Below are 18,322 nucleotides of genomic sequence, written 5' to 3'. Positions count from 1 at the left end.
TCGCGCCCTACATGCGACAGAATAAATAGGAAATGTTCTAGAATTATATTATGCAATATTCGCGCTCATTCGCGGTTGGTTTTTTGAAGGGGAAGCAGAATTTTTCAAATTGCCCTTATATCAATTACCAATAGGCATCCGATTTTAGGTGGCGGTCGTCCCTCCAAAGCGCGTTTTTGATAAAACGTAATTTCAATTCATAAATGATATTATGGCTTTCTTGGTTCCCTTCGTTTCCTTCTGTTCGATTAAAGCCAACACCGGTGCCGTCGCCGGGTGACGGCGGGGCTTTTATACCATCTCCGAACGGAATTTATATTTTAGGCAGGGCGAGGCACCCCGCCGAGCCGAGGCTCAGCCGGAGGCTTCGCCCTGCCTTGATGAGTCTATAAATGGCTGGGAATGGTATTACTCGGGTTGGACGAGGACGAGGAGGCGGGCGGACTGGAGCTTGCCGCCGGACTTGGAGAAGGTCCAGTCGGGATTGGCCTTGCCGCCGCCGGGCTGGCTGCCGATGCCGAGGTCGCAGGCTTTGCCGACGCTCCAGTGGTTATAGGCGATGATGGTCTGCTTTTCGGCGGTGTTGTGGATTTGCATACTGCCGTAGCCGGGCGACTGGCCGGTGCTCATGTTGTCGCCGAAATCGAAGAGCTGGTCGCTGGCGCCGGGAACCTTGGCGGAGTTCTGGCCGTTGTAGTTGCAGTCCCAAAACTCGATGTTGCCTTGCTTGAACGCGCCGGTCTTCACGCTGCGGACGTTGGTGCGGACGACGAGGTTGGCGACGTTTTGCTGGAAGCGCGCGCCGGAGTTTTTCGTGGGCACGCCGAGTTTTTTCGCATCCTGGGAGAAGGCGTCGAGCGAGACGAAGGACCAGGTGGCGTCGCCGTCCGCGTTGACGAGGCCGAGGTAGTAGGCGACGCGCTTGATTTTTTTGCCGGCGAACTTGGCGGCGTTGTTGACGGAGTAGGTGACCTCGTGGCCGCTGCTGGCGAGGGGGTCGAGGTCGTAGAGGACTTGGAAGCCGGCGGCGTCGGCGCCGAGCTTGGCGAGTTCGGCGGGCGGGGGGATTTCGCCGTGGGTGAAGGCGCCGACTTGGAGGCCGGTCTCGGCGTCGCGGAGGTTGGGCTCGGCGGTGCCGGACCAGGCGTAGCGGACGGCGGCGGGCTGGGTGACGCCGTCGGCGCGAACGGTGACGGTGTTATCCTTGATGGTGGCAGCGGCCTTGCGCCAGCCGCCGGCACCGGCGATTTCAAACCAGTCGGGCGCGCGGCCGTCGCGGGTGGCGAGTTTGGCGGTGCCTGCGAAGGTGATGACGGCGGAGTCGCGGGTGAACTGGATGTCGGCGGGCGCGGGCGAGTCGCATTTCACCTGGGTGACGCCGTAGGTTTTGTTGAGGGCGAGGCGGGCGAGACGGCCGCCGACGGTGAGTTTGTCGGTGGGGTGGATGTTGTTGACGTTGCCGACGTCGTTGATGATGGCGATGCCGGAGTAGCTGTCGTCGCGGGCGAAACGCGCCTGGGCGGCCCAGATTTCGGGGAGGCTGGTGGTGTCGTTGTATTTGTAGGGGGCGAGCTGGACGATGTGGAGGGGCAGGGCGGGGTTTTCAAACTCGCGGCGCCAGGAGGCGGCGAGGGCGTTGAGTTTGTCGTAGTAGAGGGCGCCGTCGGCGAGGTTGGCCTCGCCTTGATACCAGATGGCGCCCTGGATGGCGAAGGGGGCCAGGGGGGCGATCATGGCGTTGTAGAGGACGGTCGCGCTTTGCTGGGGGCGCGAGGCGCTGTCGGCGCTGAGGGGGAGGAGAGCCTTGGGAAACTCGGGCGGGGGCGCGACGACTTTGCCGGTGGCGGCGGCGGCGCGGGAGGCGGCGAGCCAGGCTTCGTGGTCGGCGAGGGCCTGGGCGGTGAGGCGTTTGTTGGCGTCGGTGCCGGCGGTGGCGGACTGGATGCGGGCATCGATGTCGGCGAGCGCGGGGATGCCGCCGAAGCCGGCGGGGCTGGTCCACGGCTCGATGCGGGTGCCGCCCCAGCTCGAATTGATCAGGCCGACGGGGATGTTTTCCTTAAAAGCCTTGAGGAGGGCGCGTCCGAAGAAGTAGCCGACGCCGGAGAACTTCGGGGTGGTGTCGGGCGCGGCGGCGGCCCAGGCCCAAGAGTTTTCGAGCTCGACGTCGTCGCGCGGCGTGTCGCTCCAGGCTTTTTTGACATGGAAGAGGCGCAGGAGCGGCTGGGCGGAGGCGGCGATTTCCTGCTCGCCGTTGTCGGATTTCTGGAGCTGCCATTCCATGTTGGACTGGCCGGAGCAGAGCCAGACGACGCCGACGAGGACGTTGGTGAAGCGCAGGGTGTTGGCGCCGGTGATGGTGAGCTCGCGGGGCTCCTTGCTGGCGGTGAGCGGGTCGAGGTTGACGCGCCATTTGCCGTCGGCGCCGGCGGTGGCGGTCTTGGTCTGGCCGGCGAAGGCGACGGTGACGTTTTCGCCGGGCGCGGCGGCGCCCCAGACGGGCACGGGGCTGCCGAGTTGGAGGACCATGTTGTCGCCGAAGATGGCGGGGACTTTGACGTTCGCGTGGAGCACGGCGCCGGCGGCGGCGAGGGCGAGCGCGCAGAGGAATGCGCGTAGGCGGTATGGATTTTTCATGGGGAAGTGCAGTTAGTGACGGTGAGGTCGGGGAATCAAGGGCGCACTTCAAAATGATATTCGCCGGAGCCGGTTTCGCAGGCGGTTTCACCCGGGGGTTCGGAGGGAAGCAGGAGGACGCCGGGAGCGGCGGCGAGAGGGCGGCCGCTCTCGGTGACGATGGCGGGGTTGGCGGCGGGGAGGTGAATGCGCGCGCGGGAGCCGACGGGAATCGTCACGTCGAGCGCGAGGCCGCCGCCGGGCAGAATTTTCCAGCCGCTTTCGACGCGGCCGGTCGCGGCTTCATAGGCGGCGCGGGCATGCGTCAGCCCGCCGCCGGGGCGCGGGCGGATGACGATGTCGCGGAAACCGGGCGTGGCGGTGTCGATGCCGGCGACGTGCCGGTAGAGCGCCTCGCCGACCGCGCCGAAGGCGTAGTGGTTGAACGAATTCATCGCGACGGCCTGGAAGCCCTCGCCGGGCGTCCAGCCGTCCCAGCGTTCCCACATGGTGGTCGCGCCGAGTTTCACCTGGAAGAGCCATGACGGGTAGGTGTCCTGGAGGAGCACGCGCCACGCGGTGGCGTCGAGGCCGGCGTTGAACAACGCGGGCATGAGGCGCGGGGTGCCGATGAAACCGGTGGCGAGGTGCCAGTCGAATTTCTTGATTTCGTCGTTGAACCTGTCCGCCATTTTTTCACGGAGGCGCGGGGGCGCGAGATCCATGGTGAAGGCGAGCGCGTAGCCGGTCTGGCTGCTTTCGAGAATGGAGCCGTCGTCGCGCAGAAATTCCCGTTCGAACGCCGCGCGCACCTCGTCGCGCAAGGCCGCGTAGCGCGCGGCCTCCGCCACGCGGCCGACGGCCTCGGCCATCTGCGACATGAGGTCGCAGAGATACGCGTAGTAGGCGGTGTCCATCACCTCGGTTTTCGCGGTGCCGCCCTTGTGGAGCCAGTCGCCGTAGCCGCCGACGAACACGATGCCGTCGCGCGCGCGGCGCTCCAGCCAGCCGAGGTAGCGGGCGAGCGCGTCGAAGTGCCGCTCGATGGGGCGCGTCTCGCCGTAGTGCTGCCAGAGGACGTGCGTGACGATCACGGCGGCGTCGCCCCACGCGGTCGAGGGGCGCACATGGTAGCCGGGGAAGGCGGGCGCGACGGCGGCAAAGACGCCCTCGGCGTTTTGCGCGTCGCCCGCGAGGGATTCGAGCCAGCGTTCGAGGAAGGCGCGGGTGTCGAAGTTGTAGGAGGCGGTGCGGGCGAAGAATTGCGTGTCGCCGGTCCAGCCGAGACGCTCGTCGCGCTGCGGGCAGTCGGTGGGGATTTCGAGGTAGTTGCCGCGCTGGCCCCAGATGATGTTGGAAAAAAGCTGGTTCAGCCGCGGGTCGGAGCATTCGAACCAGCCGGTGCGTTTCATCGGGGTGTGGACCACGACGCCGGTGAAGTCCGCCGGGGCCGGCGCCTGCGCGAGGCCGCGCACTTCGAGGTAACGGAAACCGTGGAACGTGAAGCGCGGTTCCAGCGTCTCGCCGCCGGCGTCGCCGCGCAGCCAGAACTCGTCCACCGCCGACGCGCCGCGCAGGTTGGAGGTGTAGAGGGTGCCGCCGGGGTTGAGCATTTCGCCGTGGCGAAAAACGACGCGGGCGCCGGCGCCGCCGCGTGTTTTCAGGCGCGCCCAGCCGGTGAAATTCTGCCCGAAGTCCGCCAGCCACACGCCGGGCGCGGTCTCGCGCACCGAGCGCGCGGGCAGTGTTTCGGTGATGCGCGCGCCGTCGAGCGTGGCCCCCTCGACCACGGTTTGCACGAGCTGGTTGGGCGCGCCGTCGGACAGCGGCCGTTGGCCGGTGGCGGCGGGTTTCCAGCCGGAGTCGTCGAAACCGGGGCGCGTCCAGCCCGGCGTCTCCAGCCGCGCGTCGTAGCCGCAGCCTTGCATGAGGTCGGCGTAGCGCACGGGGCCGAACGCGGCCTTCCACGAGCGGTCGGTGGCGACGCGCGCGACGGTGCCGTCGGTGTGCTCGATCACGAGCAGCGCGCGGGCGCGCGGCCAGCCGCCATAGGTATGGCGCCGGCCGGAGTAGCCCATCACGCCGGCGAACCAGCCGTCGGCGAGCGTGACGCCGATGGCGTTGGCGCCGGCGCCGAGCAGGGCGGTGACGTCGTGCGTCTGCGCGTGCAGGCGGCGGCGGTATTCGGTGCTGCCGGGCGCGAAGAAGTCGTCGCCGACGCGGCGGCCGTTGATTTCGATTTCATAGATGCCGGCGGCGGTGGCGACGAGCGTGGCGCGCCGCACCGGTTTTTCCACGGCAAACTCCTTTCTCAGCATCGCGGCCGGCGCGTAGTGGTGCGTGACGTTTTCCGCCGAGCCCCAGACGCGGGAGAGAAGCTCGGGCTTTTTCCACGCGCCCGCGTCGTCGAGCCCGGGCGCGTCGGGCGCGGCGGCGTCGGACGCGGCGAAGCGCCAGCTCGCGTCGAGCGGCACGCGGCGCGAGGCGGCGCCGGCGGGGAACAGCTCGATCTCGCCGAGCACGGCGGGCGCGTAGCCGTCGTTTTGCGTCACGCGCAGCGCGGCGCGGTTTTCGCCGTCGCGGAGGAACGGCGCGAGGTCGATCTGCCGCGCGATTTCCCAGCGCGCGGCGGCGGCGACGCGGCGGCCGTTGAGCCAGATTTCGCACTCCATGTCGGGCACGATCCAGATGACGGCGCGGGCGAGCGCGGCCTTGTCGTCCACGCGAAAAGTCTTGGCGAACCACGCGGTGAGCGGGCGGTCGGCGGCCATGTCGGTGTCGGTGGGCGGCGCGACGACCTTGGCGTCGAACGCGGGGAGCGGACGTTTTTTCACGCCGCTCATCACGGCCTTCACCCACTTGAGCTGGCGGCGCGCGGCGCGCTGGCGCTGGGCGTCGGTGAGGGTTTCGTTGCGTTCCTTGTCGGTCGGGTCGAGGCCGATCCAGTCGCCCGGCCAGTCCTTCAACGTCACCGTTTCCTCCAGCCCGCGCGACCATGTGGCCGGTGCGCTCCAGCCGGAGGCGGCGCCGTCACCGTCCCACACGCGCACCTTCCACCAGACCTGCTGGAGCGCGTCGAGCTTGCGCCCGGCGAAAACCGCGCGGGCGTCCGGGCTGGTGACGCGGTCCGAGTCCCACACGTCGCCGGCGTCGGCCGCGAGTTTTTCGGGCGAGGAGGCCACGAGGATCTGCCACGCGCTTTGCGCGAGGCCACGGTCGTCGGCGCGGACGGCCTCAAGCCGCCACGTGAGCCGGGGCCACACCTCGCGGAGGCCGAGCGGGTTGTCGCGATGCTCGCAACGCGGTTCCACCGGGCGGATGGCGCCGGCGGCGGCGCGAAGCGGCGCGGCAAGGATAATGACGGATGCGAGGAGCGCAAGAAAGGCGGATATTTTCATTTTGGGCGAAAGGGGGATTAAGAAGAATTGGCTCATGGTTTTGTTGTTTTCGCCTCCTTCGGTTTCAGTTCTTTTGCCAAGCGGGTTCCCGCGGTTTTTTCGGCGAAGGCGGCGGCGTCAGGATTTTTTTGGAGGAAGGCAATAATTTCGGCGCGCATTTCTCGGACGGCAGCTTGGGTGGCGGGATTTTTGAGCATTTCGCGTCCTATGGCGAGGCCGAGGTCGGCGCCGGCCTGGGTGTCGGTGGGGTAGTGGACGCCGGCGATGACGCGGCACCACATGATTTCGCGCATGGCCTCGTCGAAAAGGGCCGTGTATTCGGGCATGGCGGCGGAATAAAGGGCGGCGTAGCAGCCTCCGGAGGCGGAGTGCCCGCTGGGGTAGGAAGTGCCGGAGGGGCGGCGCGGAACGGTCATCTCGACGCCGAGGCCGCGGTCGAAGGGGCGGACGCGGTTCCAGCGTTCCTTGGCGCTGGCGGCGACCTCGTGGCGCTCAAGGTTGGCGTGGTGGAGGAAGGCGTAGGTGAGGGGGAGGTTTTCCTTGGTGAAGGAGGGACCGAAGACACGCTGGCCCATCCACACCGCCCTGAGGGAGGCGACGATGGCGGCGCGCTTGATTTGCGCGGGGGTGCGGTCTTTCTGGACTTGGAGGAGGGTTTCGATGTCGGCCCTGCCTGCGTAGGAGTCATCGGGCGGCGGCGGCGGGATGGGGGCGACGAGGGCCTCGATGGAGGCGGGCGCGTCGGCGAGATAGCGAAACTCGGTCGCCGCCGGAGAGAAAACCGGGGCGAGCGCGAGCGCGGCGAGGAGGGCGAAGGGCCGGAGGCGGCGGGCGAGGATTTGAGTTTTCATGGAAGTGGAGAGGGTTCGTTTTTTGCGGGATGGCATCACGCGCGCATGTCATTCGACAAGGGTCTTATGCACGCAGACGTGGCGGCAGGCTTGGCGGATCCCGGCGCCGTTCTTGCTGGTGATTTTCATGGGCGCGGGAGGCGGTTGAGGGGACGTTGATGAACAATGCGGGCCACGTTGATTAAAGATGCGTTCCTAATTTTTTAAAACCTGTTTGAGCACGGGGAGGAGGATTTCCGCCTGGCGGAAGAGGCCGAGGTCGCCGGGGTGGGAGCCGTCAACCGTGGTGTCGTCATCGCCGAGCAGTTGCGCGCCGGGGATGTAGGTGACGCCCGTCACGCCCCCGGCGGCGAGTTTTTCATGGACGGAGCGGAGGGCGGCGCGGGCGTCCGCGTGTTTTTGCCGGAGTTTGGGGACGAGCCAGGCGTGTCCGTAGGTGCGGTCTTCCATCAATATGATCGGCGTGGCCGGGTGTGTTTTGCGGATGACGCGGATGCAGTTTTCCGTGCGCCCGATGATTTCCGGGGCGGAGAGCGCGCTCATGTTGGGCAGGCAGTCGAGCACGAAGACGGCGGCGTCGATTTCGGCGACGAGGCCGGCCATCGCCGGCTCCATTTTGCCGTTGCCGGAGAAGCCGAGGTTGATGACGGGCAGGCCTAGTTTTCGTCCCAGCATCGCCGGCGTGGTCAGGCCGGGGCGCGACGCGGCGCAGCCTTGGGCGATGGAGGTGCCGTAATACACCACCGGTTTTTCCGACGGCGGGGCGACGGGCTCGAACGCGCAGCCGGCGGGCACGCCGATTTCGAGCGACTCGACGGTGTTGTAGAGGGGCAGGTAGAGCATGTAGTCGCGGAGCGCGGGTTCCGCGCCGGACAGCACGGCCTGCTCGTGGGTTTTGGAGTTCGGGCGCGAGGAACCGGCCCAGTGCCAGGCGCCGGTCTGGTCCCGCGCATACAAGTCGAGGCCGCTGGTGGCGGTGGCGTTCATGTGGGGCTTCGCGAGTTCGCCGGCGACGGTGTGGCGGGTGTGGATTTCGGGGGCGTCGGTGCGGAAATAAAACACGAGGCCGGCGGAGTTGAGCGAGAGTTTCCAGACGGCCTTGGTGACCTCGCCCTCGGCGCGCCGCGGAAGGCGGGAAAAGGGCGTCGGCGTGTCGTCCCAGGCGCGTCCGCCGGGTTTCCATGGCGCGGTGTCATGCCAGGTGAGGGCGGGCCGGGCGGCGGCGGTGACGGCAGTGGCGGCGAGAAGCAGGAGCGTCGCGAGTGTGGCGCGGAGGGCGGTGGTTGGTTTCATGGAAAAAAGGGGGAGGCGGGCAGGGGCGGCGCGGAGCGCCGTCTGCCGGCTGGAAGCCGGCGCTCCCAGTCGCTGACGCGTTTTCGCGCGTGCCACGGGAGGCGTCGGGGGATCATTTTTGGTTTCTCCGGGCCAAGGCAAACAGGAGCGCGAGGGCGGGGAGGAGGAACAGCGTTGGCGCGCCGCCTCCGCCACCGCCACTTCCGGAGTTGCCGCCAGTGGCATTGACGGTGAGCGTGGCGGCGTTGCTGGTGGTGGATGCGTCGGAGTTGCTCACGCGGACGGTGTAGTCGCCCTCATGGGATTGCTGTGCGTTGGCGATGGTGTAGGTGGCGCCGGTGGCACCGGAGATGGCGGCGCCGTTTCTCATCCATTGGTAGGTCAAGGTTCCGCCGGTGGCGGTGACGGTGAAGGTCACGCTGCCGCCCGCGGCGATGGTTTGCGACACGGGGTGTGCCGTGATGACGGGTGCGCCCAATGCGCCGACTGTCACGGTGAAGGCGGGGGAGGTGACGAGTTCGCCGGCGGGGGTGGTCAGGGTGACGGCGTAGGCGCCGGCGTGGGTGCCGTCGGCGTTGGTGACGGTGTGGGTGGCGGCAGTCGCGCCGGTGATGGCGAAGTTGTCGCGATACCACTGGCGGGCGACGGGGGTGATGGGGGTTTGGGTGCTGCCGGAGAAGAGCGAGGCCGTGAGCGTGAAGCCGCCGCCGGCGGGGATGGTGGCGCTGGTGGCGGTCTTGGTCGCGCCGGAGCCGGTGACGGTGGCGGTGACGATAATGTCGGCGGCGATGGCGGTTTGCCCAGGGTGGGTGGAGGTTTTGCCGGCGGTGTTGCCGGCGTGGCTGGTGATGGCGTCGGCGAGGTCGGCGGCGGAGTCCATGACGTGCGCGTAGGCGGGGACGAAGACTTTGTCCGTGCCGGGGGCGGTGGTGCCGGTGGTGGAGGTCATGAGGTTGTCGAGCGCGCGGATGAGGCCGGTGGATTGTTTGGCGAGGGGGTTGTTCACGCCTTGGTAGAGGTTGCGCGCGGAGAGGATTTGCGCGCCGGCGCCGGCGATGGTGGCGGTGGTGTTGCCGGTGGCGGTGAAGAGGTTGTTGAACATGAGGACGCGGGCGTGGGTGACGGCGGGCATGTCGGCGCGGAGGCCGGCGGCCCAGAGGTTGTGCCCGAGGAGGATGCCGGTGCCGGCGCCGGCGTTGGAAATTGTCATGGCCGAGCCGGCGCCGGCGGACGTGGCGGTGAATTTGTTCCACGCGAAGGCGATGTTGTCCGCGCCGCCGGTGATGGAGACGGGCGCGTCGGTGAAGGTGCAGTGGGAAACGTGCACGTCGTTCGCGCCGTTGATGACGAAGGTCCCGGCGGTGAAGTTGACGCCTTGGATGACGGCGTTGTCCGCGCCAGTGGCGAGGGTGAGGTCGCCGGTGATGGTGGCGCCGGCATCGGTGCCGCCGATGGTTTTGCCGCTGGCGACGGTGGCTCCGCCGACGAGGGCGAGGTCAACCGTGCCGGTGATGGTGACGGTCGCCGTGCCGGTGGCTTCGAGTTGGGCCTTGAGGGCTTGCGCGGCAACGAGGGCGGGGTCGTTGACGGTGAGGGTGGCGGGGGCGGTGGGGACGGCGCCGCGGAGGTTGGTGGCGAGGAGGCGGTATTGGGTGTTGTTTTGCGCGAGGGTGGCGGCGGGGATGGTGTGGGTGGCGGTGGTGGCGCTGGCGGCGGCGGTCCAGACGGTGCCGCCGACGGCGAGGGTTTGCCATTTGCAGGCCGGGGCGGGGGTGCCGGTGGCGGCGGCGGCGAAGGTGGCGGACTGGCCGATGGTGACGGTGGCGTTTTGCGGGTGCGTGGTGATGGCGGGGGAGGCGTAGTTGGAGGTTTTTTCCTTGGTGTAGGCGGCGGGGAACTCGGCAAGGTTGGTGGTAAATTCGTTGACGATGTAGGTTTTGCCGAAGGGGTCGGTGGCCTGGATTTCCACGCGGGTGACGGTGCCGGAGGTTTTGAGGGCATGGAGGTGGAGGTGGGAGTTGTTGGCGCCGTCGTAGTTGCCGCCGGCGGCGCGGCCGAGGACGCCGATGTGCTGGCCGGCGGCGTAGGCGTCAATCATGTTGGGGAGTTTGGCGAGGGTGGAGGAGACAAGGACGTCGTTTTCATAGACCTTGTATTTCCATTTGCCGGTGGTGTCGGAGTTGAAGATGTCAACAACGACGTCGTTTGCGGTTTTGTTGTAGGAGTAGGTGACGGTGCCGGAGCCGAAGGCGGTGTTGCCGCGATACATGCGCATTTGGTAGGTGTCGCTGTAGCCGGTGGGTTTGGAATACCAGTCAACGAATTTGGTGCCGGAGAGGGTGTAGATGCCGTAGGCGTTGGGCGCGCCCTCGGTGTTGACGATGGAGTTCCACCACGCGCCGCAGGCGCCGCCGTGGATGTGTTCGTAGGCGGCGATGGTTTTGGTGCTGCCGGTGATGTTGAAGGTGATGTTTTGCTGGTAGTGGGTGTGGCCGGCGAAGAAGTGGACGTCGGCGTAGTCCTTGAGGTGGTTGAAGAGGGCTTGGGCGTTTTGGTAGGAGCCGCCGCGCAGGGGGATGTGGTAGGCGACGACGATGGTTTTGGTTTTGGGAACGAAGGAGAGGTCTTGGCGGACCCATTCGAGGATGTCGTTGGTGAGGCCGGTGCTGTAGCCGTCCTGCTTGGTGTAGAGGATGTCGTCGAGGCCGATGATGTGGAGGTCGCCGATGTTAACGGAGTAGTTGAGGGGGCCGTAGGTGTTTTCGTAGGTCTCGCCGGACTCGTAGTCCTTGTTGTTTGCGGTGGTCGCGCCGGGGGTGCCGTCCTGCTTGAGGTTGGAGAAGGCTTGGTCGTGGTCGTGGTTGCCGATGACGGAGAACCAGGTGACGCCGGAGGTGTTGGTGGCGTCGCGGACGGGGCCGTGGAGGTGGAGGTTGTCGCCGACGATGTCGCCGAGGAGGATGGCGTAGATGGGAAGCGGGGTGGTTTGGCGGAATCGGGCGATGTCGGCCATCGTTTCGTTTTGGTAGCGCGCGACGTGGGCAAGGGAGGTGGGCTGGGGGTCGCCGACGCCGAGGAGGATGAAGTCGGTTTGCTTGGCGGGAAGGCGGACGAGGTCGAAGTTGTAGCGGTTGACGCCGGGGGTGAGTTTGGTGTGGAAGCGGGCTTGGCCGGGGGCGGTGCCGGCGGCGGTGTTGACGGTGTGGGTTTCGGGGGTGGAGTAGAAGACGACGCGGGCCTTGATGTTGTTACCCTTGTCCGTGCGTTTCATCTGGTAGATGCCACGGGCGCCGGTTTTCACGCATTGGAAACCGTCGCTGACGACGACGTTCGGCACGGGGGCGCCGGTGTCGTCAACGATGGAGCCGTAGAGGTCGTTGCCGGCGGTGATGTCGGTGGCGGGGTTGATGACGGGGTGGCGGCCTTCAACCCAGCGGGCGTAGAGGATGTGGTTGCTCGCGCCGGGGGCGACGGTGGTGGCGGCGGTGACTTGGGTGCCGGCGGCGGGGGCGGTGAACCAGCCGGCGAAGGTGGCGTCGGGGCGGACGGGGGTCGGCAGCGTGCCGTTCGGCAGCGCGCTGCCGTAGGTGGCGCCAGGGGTGACGGTGATTTGCGCGGGCGCGTCGGACGCGAGGGCACCGCCTTGCGGGGCGAAGGTGACGGTGACGCCGGCGGGCGGGACGGAGGGATTGAAGGTGGCGGTGTTGCCGCCGGTGACGGTGATGAGCGCGGCGAGTTGGCCGGCGGTGGCGGGCGTGGGCGCGGCGTTGTTGATGGAGACGAGGACGGCGTGCGCGCCGGCGGCGTTGCCGGTGATGATGAGGCGGTCGCCGGGGGCGTCGTCGGCGGGGCCGCTGGCGGCGAGGATGATGGTGCCGGTGCCGGCGAGGGTGGCGGCGGTGAGGGTACGGTAGGCGGCGCCGCCGGCGGGGGCGACGCTTTCGAGGATGGCGTGGTTGACGAGGTTGCCGAGGGAGACGGCGGTGTTCGCAATGGCACCGCCGGCGGCGAGGCGGAGGGTGCCGGATTCGACGGTGGTGTCGCCGGTGCGGGTGGCGGGGGCGGCGAGGACGAGGGTGCCGGGGCCACGTTTGGCGAGGGATTTTCCGTCCCAGCCGGTGGCGAGGGCGATGTCGGCGGCGTCGGCGCGGTCGGCGAGCGGGAGGTCGAGGACGAAGGTTTTGCCGGCGGGGATGGTGAAGGCGCCGTGGGCGTTGGCGGCGGGGGCGTGCCAGGCGAGAAGGTGGCCGACGCGGTATTCGGCGGGGCCGTTGCTGGCACCGATGCCGGTGCCGGGGGCGGTGCCGAGGATGGTTTTGCCGTTGTAAATATAGTCGGGCAGACCGGTGGTGCCGGTGAGGGCGGGCGTGATGGAGATTGTTTTAAATTCGCCTTCGATGCCGGCGCCGGCGCTCAAAACGGTGATGCATGGCAATGCGCTGGCGGCGGTGGCGGACGCGGCGGCAGAGTAGCCGTCGAGGTTGTCGAGGCCGGTGATTTTGAGTGTGCCGGAAATGTAGGCGGCATCGGCGGCTGCGATGAGCGGGAGGTCGCGCGCGGCGGCGGGGGTGAAGGCAAGGAGGGTTTGCGGACTTTGGTAGTGGTTGCCCGCGACGAGGATGCTGCCTTCGGCGCCGAGGGTGAGTTCGGTTTGGCTGCGCATGCCGAAGTTGAAGTCGCCGCCGATGTCGAGCAGGCCGTCCACTTGCACGATGGCGTTGCCGGGGACGGGGGCGGCGGTGCCGGAGCCGGCGGTGGAGCCGTTGCGGCCGACTTGGACGTAGCCGTTGCCGCTGCCGTTTGTGCCGGTGATGACGGTGCCGTTTTGGGTGATGTGGAGGTTTGCGGTGGCAACGCCGGCGCCGATGGTGACGTAGTCGCCGATGGCGAGGAGGCCGTCAACGATGACGGTGCCGCCTTGGGGGCCGGCGGTGTTGCCGGTGGCGTTTGAGCCGCTGTTGTAGGGTGCAATGGCGAGGAAGGTGCCGACGGTGACGGTGCCGGTTTGGGCGATCTCGAGGTGGCCGGCGCCGGAGCGGCCGACGATGAGGTTGCCGGCGTTTTTCCAGACGCCATCCACGAAAGCGGTGCCGGAGGCGTTGGCGCGGTAGGTGTCGCCGGAGCCGAGGCCGAAGTGGCCGAGGGATGTCTCGGTGCCGGAGAAGATGACGGTGCCGGTGGTGCCGATGACGAGGACGCCGGTGGCGGCGGTGTCGGCGGCGTCGCGGTTGTTGCCCGAATAGCCGATGGAGTTGATGACGTTGACGCCTTGTGTTTGGAGGAGACCGTGAACGATGACGGTGCCGGTGGTGCTGATGCCCTGGCCGATGCGGATGTAGCCGTAATTGGAAGTGGCGGAGACGATGACGGCGCCGGTTTGCCCGATGGCGAGGAGGTTGGTGCTGGGGGCGCCGGTGCCGGCGGTGTTGCCGACGATGAGGTAGCCGTTGGAGGTGTTGCCGATGGCGCCGACGGTCCATGCGCCGTCTATGGTGGCGGTGCCGGAGCCGCCGGCGTTGCGGGCGAGGAAGGCGTTGGCGGAGTTGGCGAGCATGGCGCCTTGGGCGAGGTGGAAGGTGCCGGAGCCGTAATTGCCGATGTAGAAGGTGTTGGCGCGGACGGTGCCGCCGGCGAGGATGGTGAGCGCGCCGGCGCCGCCGGTGCCGTGGGCGATGGAGAGTTCGCCGTTGGTGTTGTTCCATGTGCCGGAGACGATGACGGCGGCGTTGTCGCCGGCACCGGGGGCGATGTTGGTGTCATAGACGGTGGCGGTGGTGATGATGCGGAGGGTGCCAGTGGCGAGGTTGATGACATCGGCGGCGGTGCGGGTGACGGGTGTGGTGAGGGCGGCGTCGGAATACCAGTTGTCGTCGGTGATGGCCCCGGTGCCGCCGCCCCAATAGATATCGGCTGCGTGGAGCGCGGTGGCGGCGGAGGCCAGCGCGAACGCGAGGGAGGAAAGGAGGGCGAGGGCGGATTTCATAAGCGAATGCCCGCAGTGTTGTGACGGGGCGGGGAAGTGCTTTTATTTTTTAATGGGACGAGAATAAAAACAACCCCGACCCGGTCCGCCGGGAAAATAAATATCACCGGCGTCGGGGTGCGTGGCATGGGCGTCCCGGCCATGAGGTCTACGGACATGGGCGGGGACGCCCATGCCACTCGACCCCACAGGCGAGACGCCCGTGCCACTTCGGGCGCGCTGACGCACGTCGGGCGACGGGGACGCGGCCCTGGCCCTTCCGCGGCACGGTTCAGGCGAGGGGTTTGAGGACGAGGTCGTGGAGGGTTTCGTTGTCCTCGACGCGGGTGCAGGTGATGCGGAACTGGCGGGCGTCGGCGTCCCCGGTGATGACGGTGGGGTGATCGTTGGCGCTCCTGCCGGGACCGCCGCCGAGGAGTTGCGCATAGGGGAAGCGGGCGTCGGGCGCGAGGAGGCCGGCGCGGTGGACATGGCCGGAGATGATGATTTGCGCGCCCCAGCGCACGAGGCTGTCGTGCCAGGCGGCGCGGCCGCGGAGGCTGACACGGTCGAAGCCTTTTTTGGCGTAGTCTTGCGGGCCTTCGTTGGTCCAGCGGAGGGGGATGTGGCAGAAGACGACGCGGTAGGGGGCGTCGCGGAAACCGGGGAGGGCGATGATTTCGGCGAGCCAGCGGGCTTGCTCGGCGAGGTGGGGTTCGCTGGCGGGGACGCCTTTGAAGGAGGGGTGGGTGTCGGGCTTGTCCTCGCCGGTGTCGAGGGCGACGAAGGCGACGGGACCGGAGCGGAAGGCGTAGTAGGAGCGGTCGCCGGGGAAGTCGACGTAGCGGTGCATGCCGCGGGCGTGGAGGCCGCGGTGGTCGTGGTTGCCTTGGGTGAGGAGAATCGGGGGGCCTTTGGCGAGATCCACTTTTTTTGGGGAGACGTAGAGGCCGGGGAGGAGGGCGGGGTCGTTGACGTTGTTGCTGAGGTCGCCGTTCCAGAGGAGGAAGTCGTCCTTGGCGTTGCGGAGACCGAAGAGGGACTGGATGGTGGCGGCCTGGTCGTGGGTGTCGTTCCAGACGGAGAAGCGGGTGGCGGCGGCGGCGGGATCGAGGGTTTTGGCGGTGTAGGTGTCGGTGCGGATTTCGGCGGCGGGGTCGAGGTCGCCGTTGGGGCGGAGGGTGGCGCGCCAGTAGTAGCGGGTGCCGGGCTTGAGGCCAGAGACGCGGATTTTGACGGCGGTGTCGTCCTGCGGGACGAAGCCGAACGGGTCGCAACCGGCGCGGAGACCGAGGTCCTTGGTCTCGCCGTATTCGACCCACGCGGCGGCGGCGCGGCGGACGGGGAGGGTGACGGTGAAGCCGGAGGGCGAGGGGGCGAAGACGGCGGGAGTGCCGGCGAGGAGGGGGCCGTCGTCGGCGGGCTTGGGCGCGTCGGGCGCGGCGTTGAGGCGGGGCTGGATGCCGGCGGCGGCGGTGGCGCCGAGGGCGCCAATGGCGGTGATGAACTGGCGGCGTTGCATGGCGGGATGGGTCATTTTTGGGTTTCGGGTGGTTTCGCGGTTGGTGAAGAGGGAAGGCGCGTGCCGGGAGAAAGAGGAAAGAATAAAGAGGAAAGATTTCGACAGGGTGACGTTATGTTGAGTCGGACTTACATCGGAAGAGGCGGGGTGGGTTCTGCCTTCATTGCAGTTTGCCATTCTTCCAAATCAATTTCTCGCCCCAAAACGGCAGGATGGTTTGCCGGCAGTGTATTTTGGCGGTGTTGTCCATGGCATAATCAAGGGTGCGCCGACGCGGGGATTTTTCGATGTCGTGCCGCAGTTCGATCACATGGGACAAGGCCGCGCAAACGGGCCGGACCTGGCCGTCGCCCGGCGCCGCGTCCAGAATCCGGTTTTCCGCCGGGTCTCCGTAGCGGAGGACGAGCAGGCCGACCGGCCCCTGCACGGGCTTGAACTGCGAGGGGGTGAAGTTGGAGTCCCCGCAATGAAGCAGCGAGAAGCCGCCCGAATCCTCGCCGCAATCCACCCGGAACATCGTGACGAATTTCGGCAGCTTTTCGTTGTGGTCGGCCATGGCCGTGCGGATGGAAAAGGCCCCGATCTGGTAATTCGCCGGTTCCTTCGAGCAATACTTGCCGTCCTTCCGATAAAAATTGGACAGCACCGGTTTGCCGCGGGCGCGCATCGCGTCCATCAATTCCACGCTTTTGTGGTCTCCGTGATTATGCGTCACGCAGAGAAAATCCAGCAGGGGCTCGAGTTTTTCCGCCAGACGATGGTTGATGTCCACGCCGAAGCAGCCGGAGGGCGTCTTCACCACGATTCCCATGTTGTAAAGCAGCCAGACGACCGCGGTCCCCTGCTCGACCTTCGTGCTCTCGACCTCGTTCCTGATGCGGTCAAAGGCCCGCCGGTAGCAAACCAGGATGGGGCGGCCTCGCTCCATGTCGGCGGCGTCCTCCTCACCGGCGGCCAGATATTCCTTGAACGGCTCGTGGGGCAGTTTCTCGGAATACCCCTGGATCGTTTTCAGGAGGGCGGCCCTTTCCCCGTCCAGCAGAAAGGGGGAGGTTTTCCAGAGCCGCTCCATGGTCTGGGCGGCGTCGTTTTCAGTCGCCTGCCCGGCGGAAATCACCGGCAGCAGGAGCGCGAGGAGGAGAAGTTTTTTTCCCATACGAAGAAGTGTCGTCATGATTGAGAGGAATTTTTTCCGCGCTCGGGGCGGGCGGCCTTGGATTTGCCCCCGAGGAGGGGCAGAAGGAGCAGGAATGAGATGACGGACGCCGCGACCCAAAAGAAGGCGGCGTGGCTGAAGTCGTGGTGCTTGACACCATCGACCACGACGGCGCGCGAGTCGATGAGCCAGCCGCTCAAGATTTCCTGCAAGCCGGCCGCGATGTAACTGGCCATGCCGACAACGCCCATCGCCGCGCCGGTGGCCTTGCGCGGCACGAGGTCGACCGCCATCAGGCCGCCGAGGAAACAGATGAGCACGCCGACCGCGATGCCGAACAAAACCATGCTCAGAATATTAATGAACGGGCTGTCGCCTCCGTATAGGAAAAGCGCGAGCGAGATGCTGTAGAGCACGCCGAACATCAAAGCCGGCAGACGGCGGTCGCCTTTGAAAAACCTGTCGGAAAACCAGCCCGAGAGCACGGTGCCGAGGATGCCGAGGAGGGCGTTAATGGAAATGATACTCGTGGCCACGAGCAGCAGAAAATTCCCGTCCCCGCTGTCTTTGCCAAAAAACTTGATGATAGACCGGACGCCAGGCTCCAGCGTCACCAGCAGAGGCTCCTTTGTCTCCTGCAAAAAGAGCACGCCCCAACTGTTCACCGCGTAACGCGCCATATACATGAACGCGCTGGATGCGGCGAGTATCCACACCCCGGGCGTGCGCATCGCCAGCATTTGAAGCGAGAGCGTGCTTTCGGCGGGCGCGGCGGTTTGCGCGATTGACTCGCCGGTGAGCACCTCGATGCGTGGCAGACCGCGACTTTCGGGGTTGTCGTGCAACATGAACAAAATCGCGAGCACGCCCAGCGCGCCGGCGAACGCCGCGCCCCAGAAACCCCATTGCCAGCCGGCGATGGAAACCACGATGCCCACAAGCACGTAGGACAAAAATTCGCCGAGGTTATGGCTCAGGCTGAAAAAGCCGTAGTAGGTGCCGCGCTGTTTCAAGGGATACCAGCGTGTCAGCCCGATGACCGCGCAGGGCGAGCCGACAGACTGTCCCCAACCGCTCACCGTCCACATCACCGCGAAGATGACGGTCAGGGTTGCGCTTGAAACCAGCCCGGCGGTGAAGCCCATCACTCCCATGACGAGGTTGGCGCAGGCCGAGACTGCGAGGCCGGCCGCCATGAAACGCTTGATATTGGAGTGGTCGGCGAAGAAACCGTTGACGCACTTGCCGATGGCATAGGCGAAGAGCAGCGCGGAGCCGACGTAGCCGAGCTGGCTGGCGTCAACCAGTCCGGCGTCCAGCATGGGTTTTTTGATCACGTTGAGCGTGGTGCGGCAGACATAAAACAGGCTGTAGCCGACGGTGCCGGCCAGAAAAACCTGCCAGCGCAGGCGCTTGTAAAGCGCATCCGTTTCGTCGCCGGGCGGAAGGCGGTTGGCGGAGGGCGCGCTGACGCGGAAAAAGGCAAGGAGGCGTTTGAACATGGGCGGGGATGCGGGATTTATT

At 66.8% G+C, this 18,322-nt stretch carries 8 protein-coding genes; all 8 read right to left on the bottom strand.

Going from position 1 to position 18,322, the window contains the following annotated elements:
• Window positions 1-408: 408 nt before the first annotated feature.
• The 8 genes from OH491_RS06080 to OH491_RS06045 all read right to left on the bottom strand — a co-directional run bounded on the left by OH491_RS06080 (window position 409) and on the right by OH491_RS06045 (window position 18,300).
• Window positions 409-2,637, bottom strand: a complete 2,229-nt coding sequence (locus tag OH491_RS06080) for a sialate O-acetylesterase (RefSeq protein WP_068771857.1) — start codon at window positions 2,635-2,637, stop codon at window positions 409-411.
• A gap of 35 nt (window positions 2,638-2,672) precedes the next feature.
• Complete coding sequence (locus OH491_RS06075) at window positions 2,673-6,014, bottom strand: family 78 glycoside hydrolase catalytic domain (protein ID WP_068771858.1); 3,342 nt, start codon at window positions 6,012-6,014, stop codon at window positions 2,673-2,675.
• Window positions 6,015-6,046: 32 nt separating this feature from the next.
• Window positions 6,047-6,865 carry a phosphatase PAP2 family protein gene (locus tag OH491_RS06070; protein WP_068771859.1) on the bottom strand — a complete coding sequence of 273 codons (819 nt, stop codon included), beginning with the start codon at window positions 6,863-6,865 and terminating at the stop codon, window positions 6,047-6,049.
• A gap of 195 nt (window positions 6,866-7,060) precedes the next feature.
• Complete coding sequence (locus OH491_RS06065) at window positions 7,061-8,158, bottom strand: SGNH/GDSL hydrolase family protein (protein ID WP_068771860.1); 1,098 nt, start codon at window positions 8,156-8,158, stop codon at window positions 7,061-7,063.
• A gap of 112 nt (window positions 8,159-8,270) precedes the next feature.
• Window positions 8,271-14,141 (bottom strand): calcineurin-like phosphoesterase C-terminal domain-containing protein, encoded by a 5,871-nt coding sequence (locus OH491_RS06060; protein ID WP_342750912.1) that lies wholly within the window; start codon window positions 14,139-14,141, stop codon window positions 8,271-8,273.
• Window positions 14,142-14,412: 271 nt separating this feature from the next.
• On the bottom strand, window positions 14,413-15,657 hold the full coding sequence (locus OH491_RS06055; RefSeq protein ID WP_342750911.1) for a metallophosphoesterase: 1,245 nt from the start codon (window positions 15,655-15,657) through the stop codon (window positions 14,413-14,415).
• Window positions 15,658-15,802: 145 nt separating this feature from the next.
• Complete coding sequence (locus OH491_RS06050) at window positions 15,803-16,816, bottom strand: hypothetical protein (RefSeq protein ID WP_068771863.1); 1,014 nt, start codon at window positions 16,814-16,816, stop codon at window positions 15,803-15,805.
• On the bottom strand, window positions 16,813-18,300 hold the full coding sequence (locus OH491_RS06045) for an MFS transporter (RefSeq protein ID WP_068771864.1): 1,488 nt from the start codon (window positions 18,298-18,300) through the stop codon (window positions 16,813-16,815). The genes OH491_RS06050 and OH491_RS06045 overlap by 4 nt, the downstream gene beginning before the upstream one ends.
• Window positions 18,301-18,322 lie beyond the last annotated feature (22 nt).

The organism is Termitidicoccus mucosus (genome assembly GCF_038725785.1).
GTDB lineage: Bacteria > Verrucomicrobiota > Verrucomicrobiia > Opitutales > Opitutaceae > Termitidicoccus > Termitidicoccus mucosus.
This window is presented reverse-complemented; position numbering and strand designations above follow the sequence as displayed.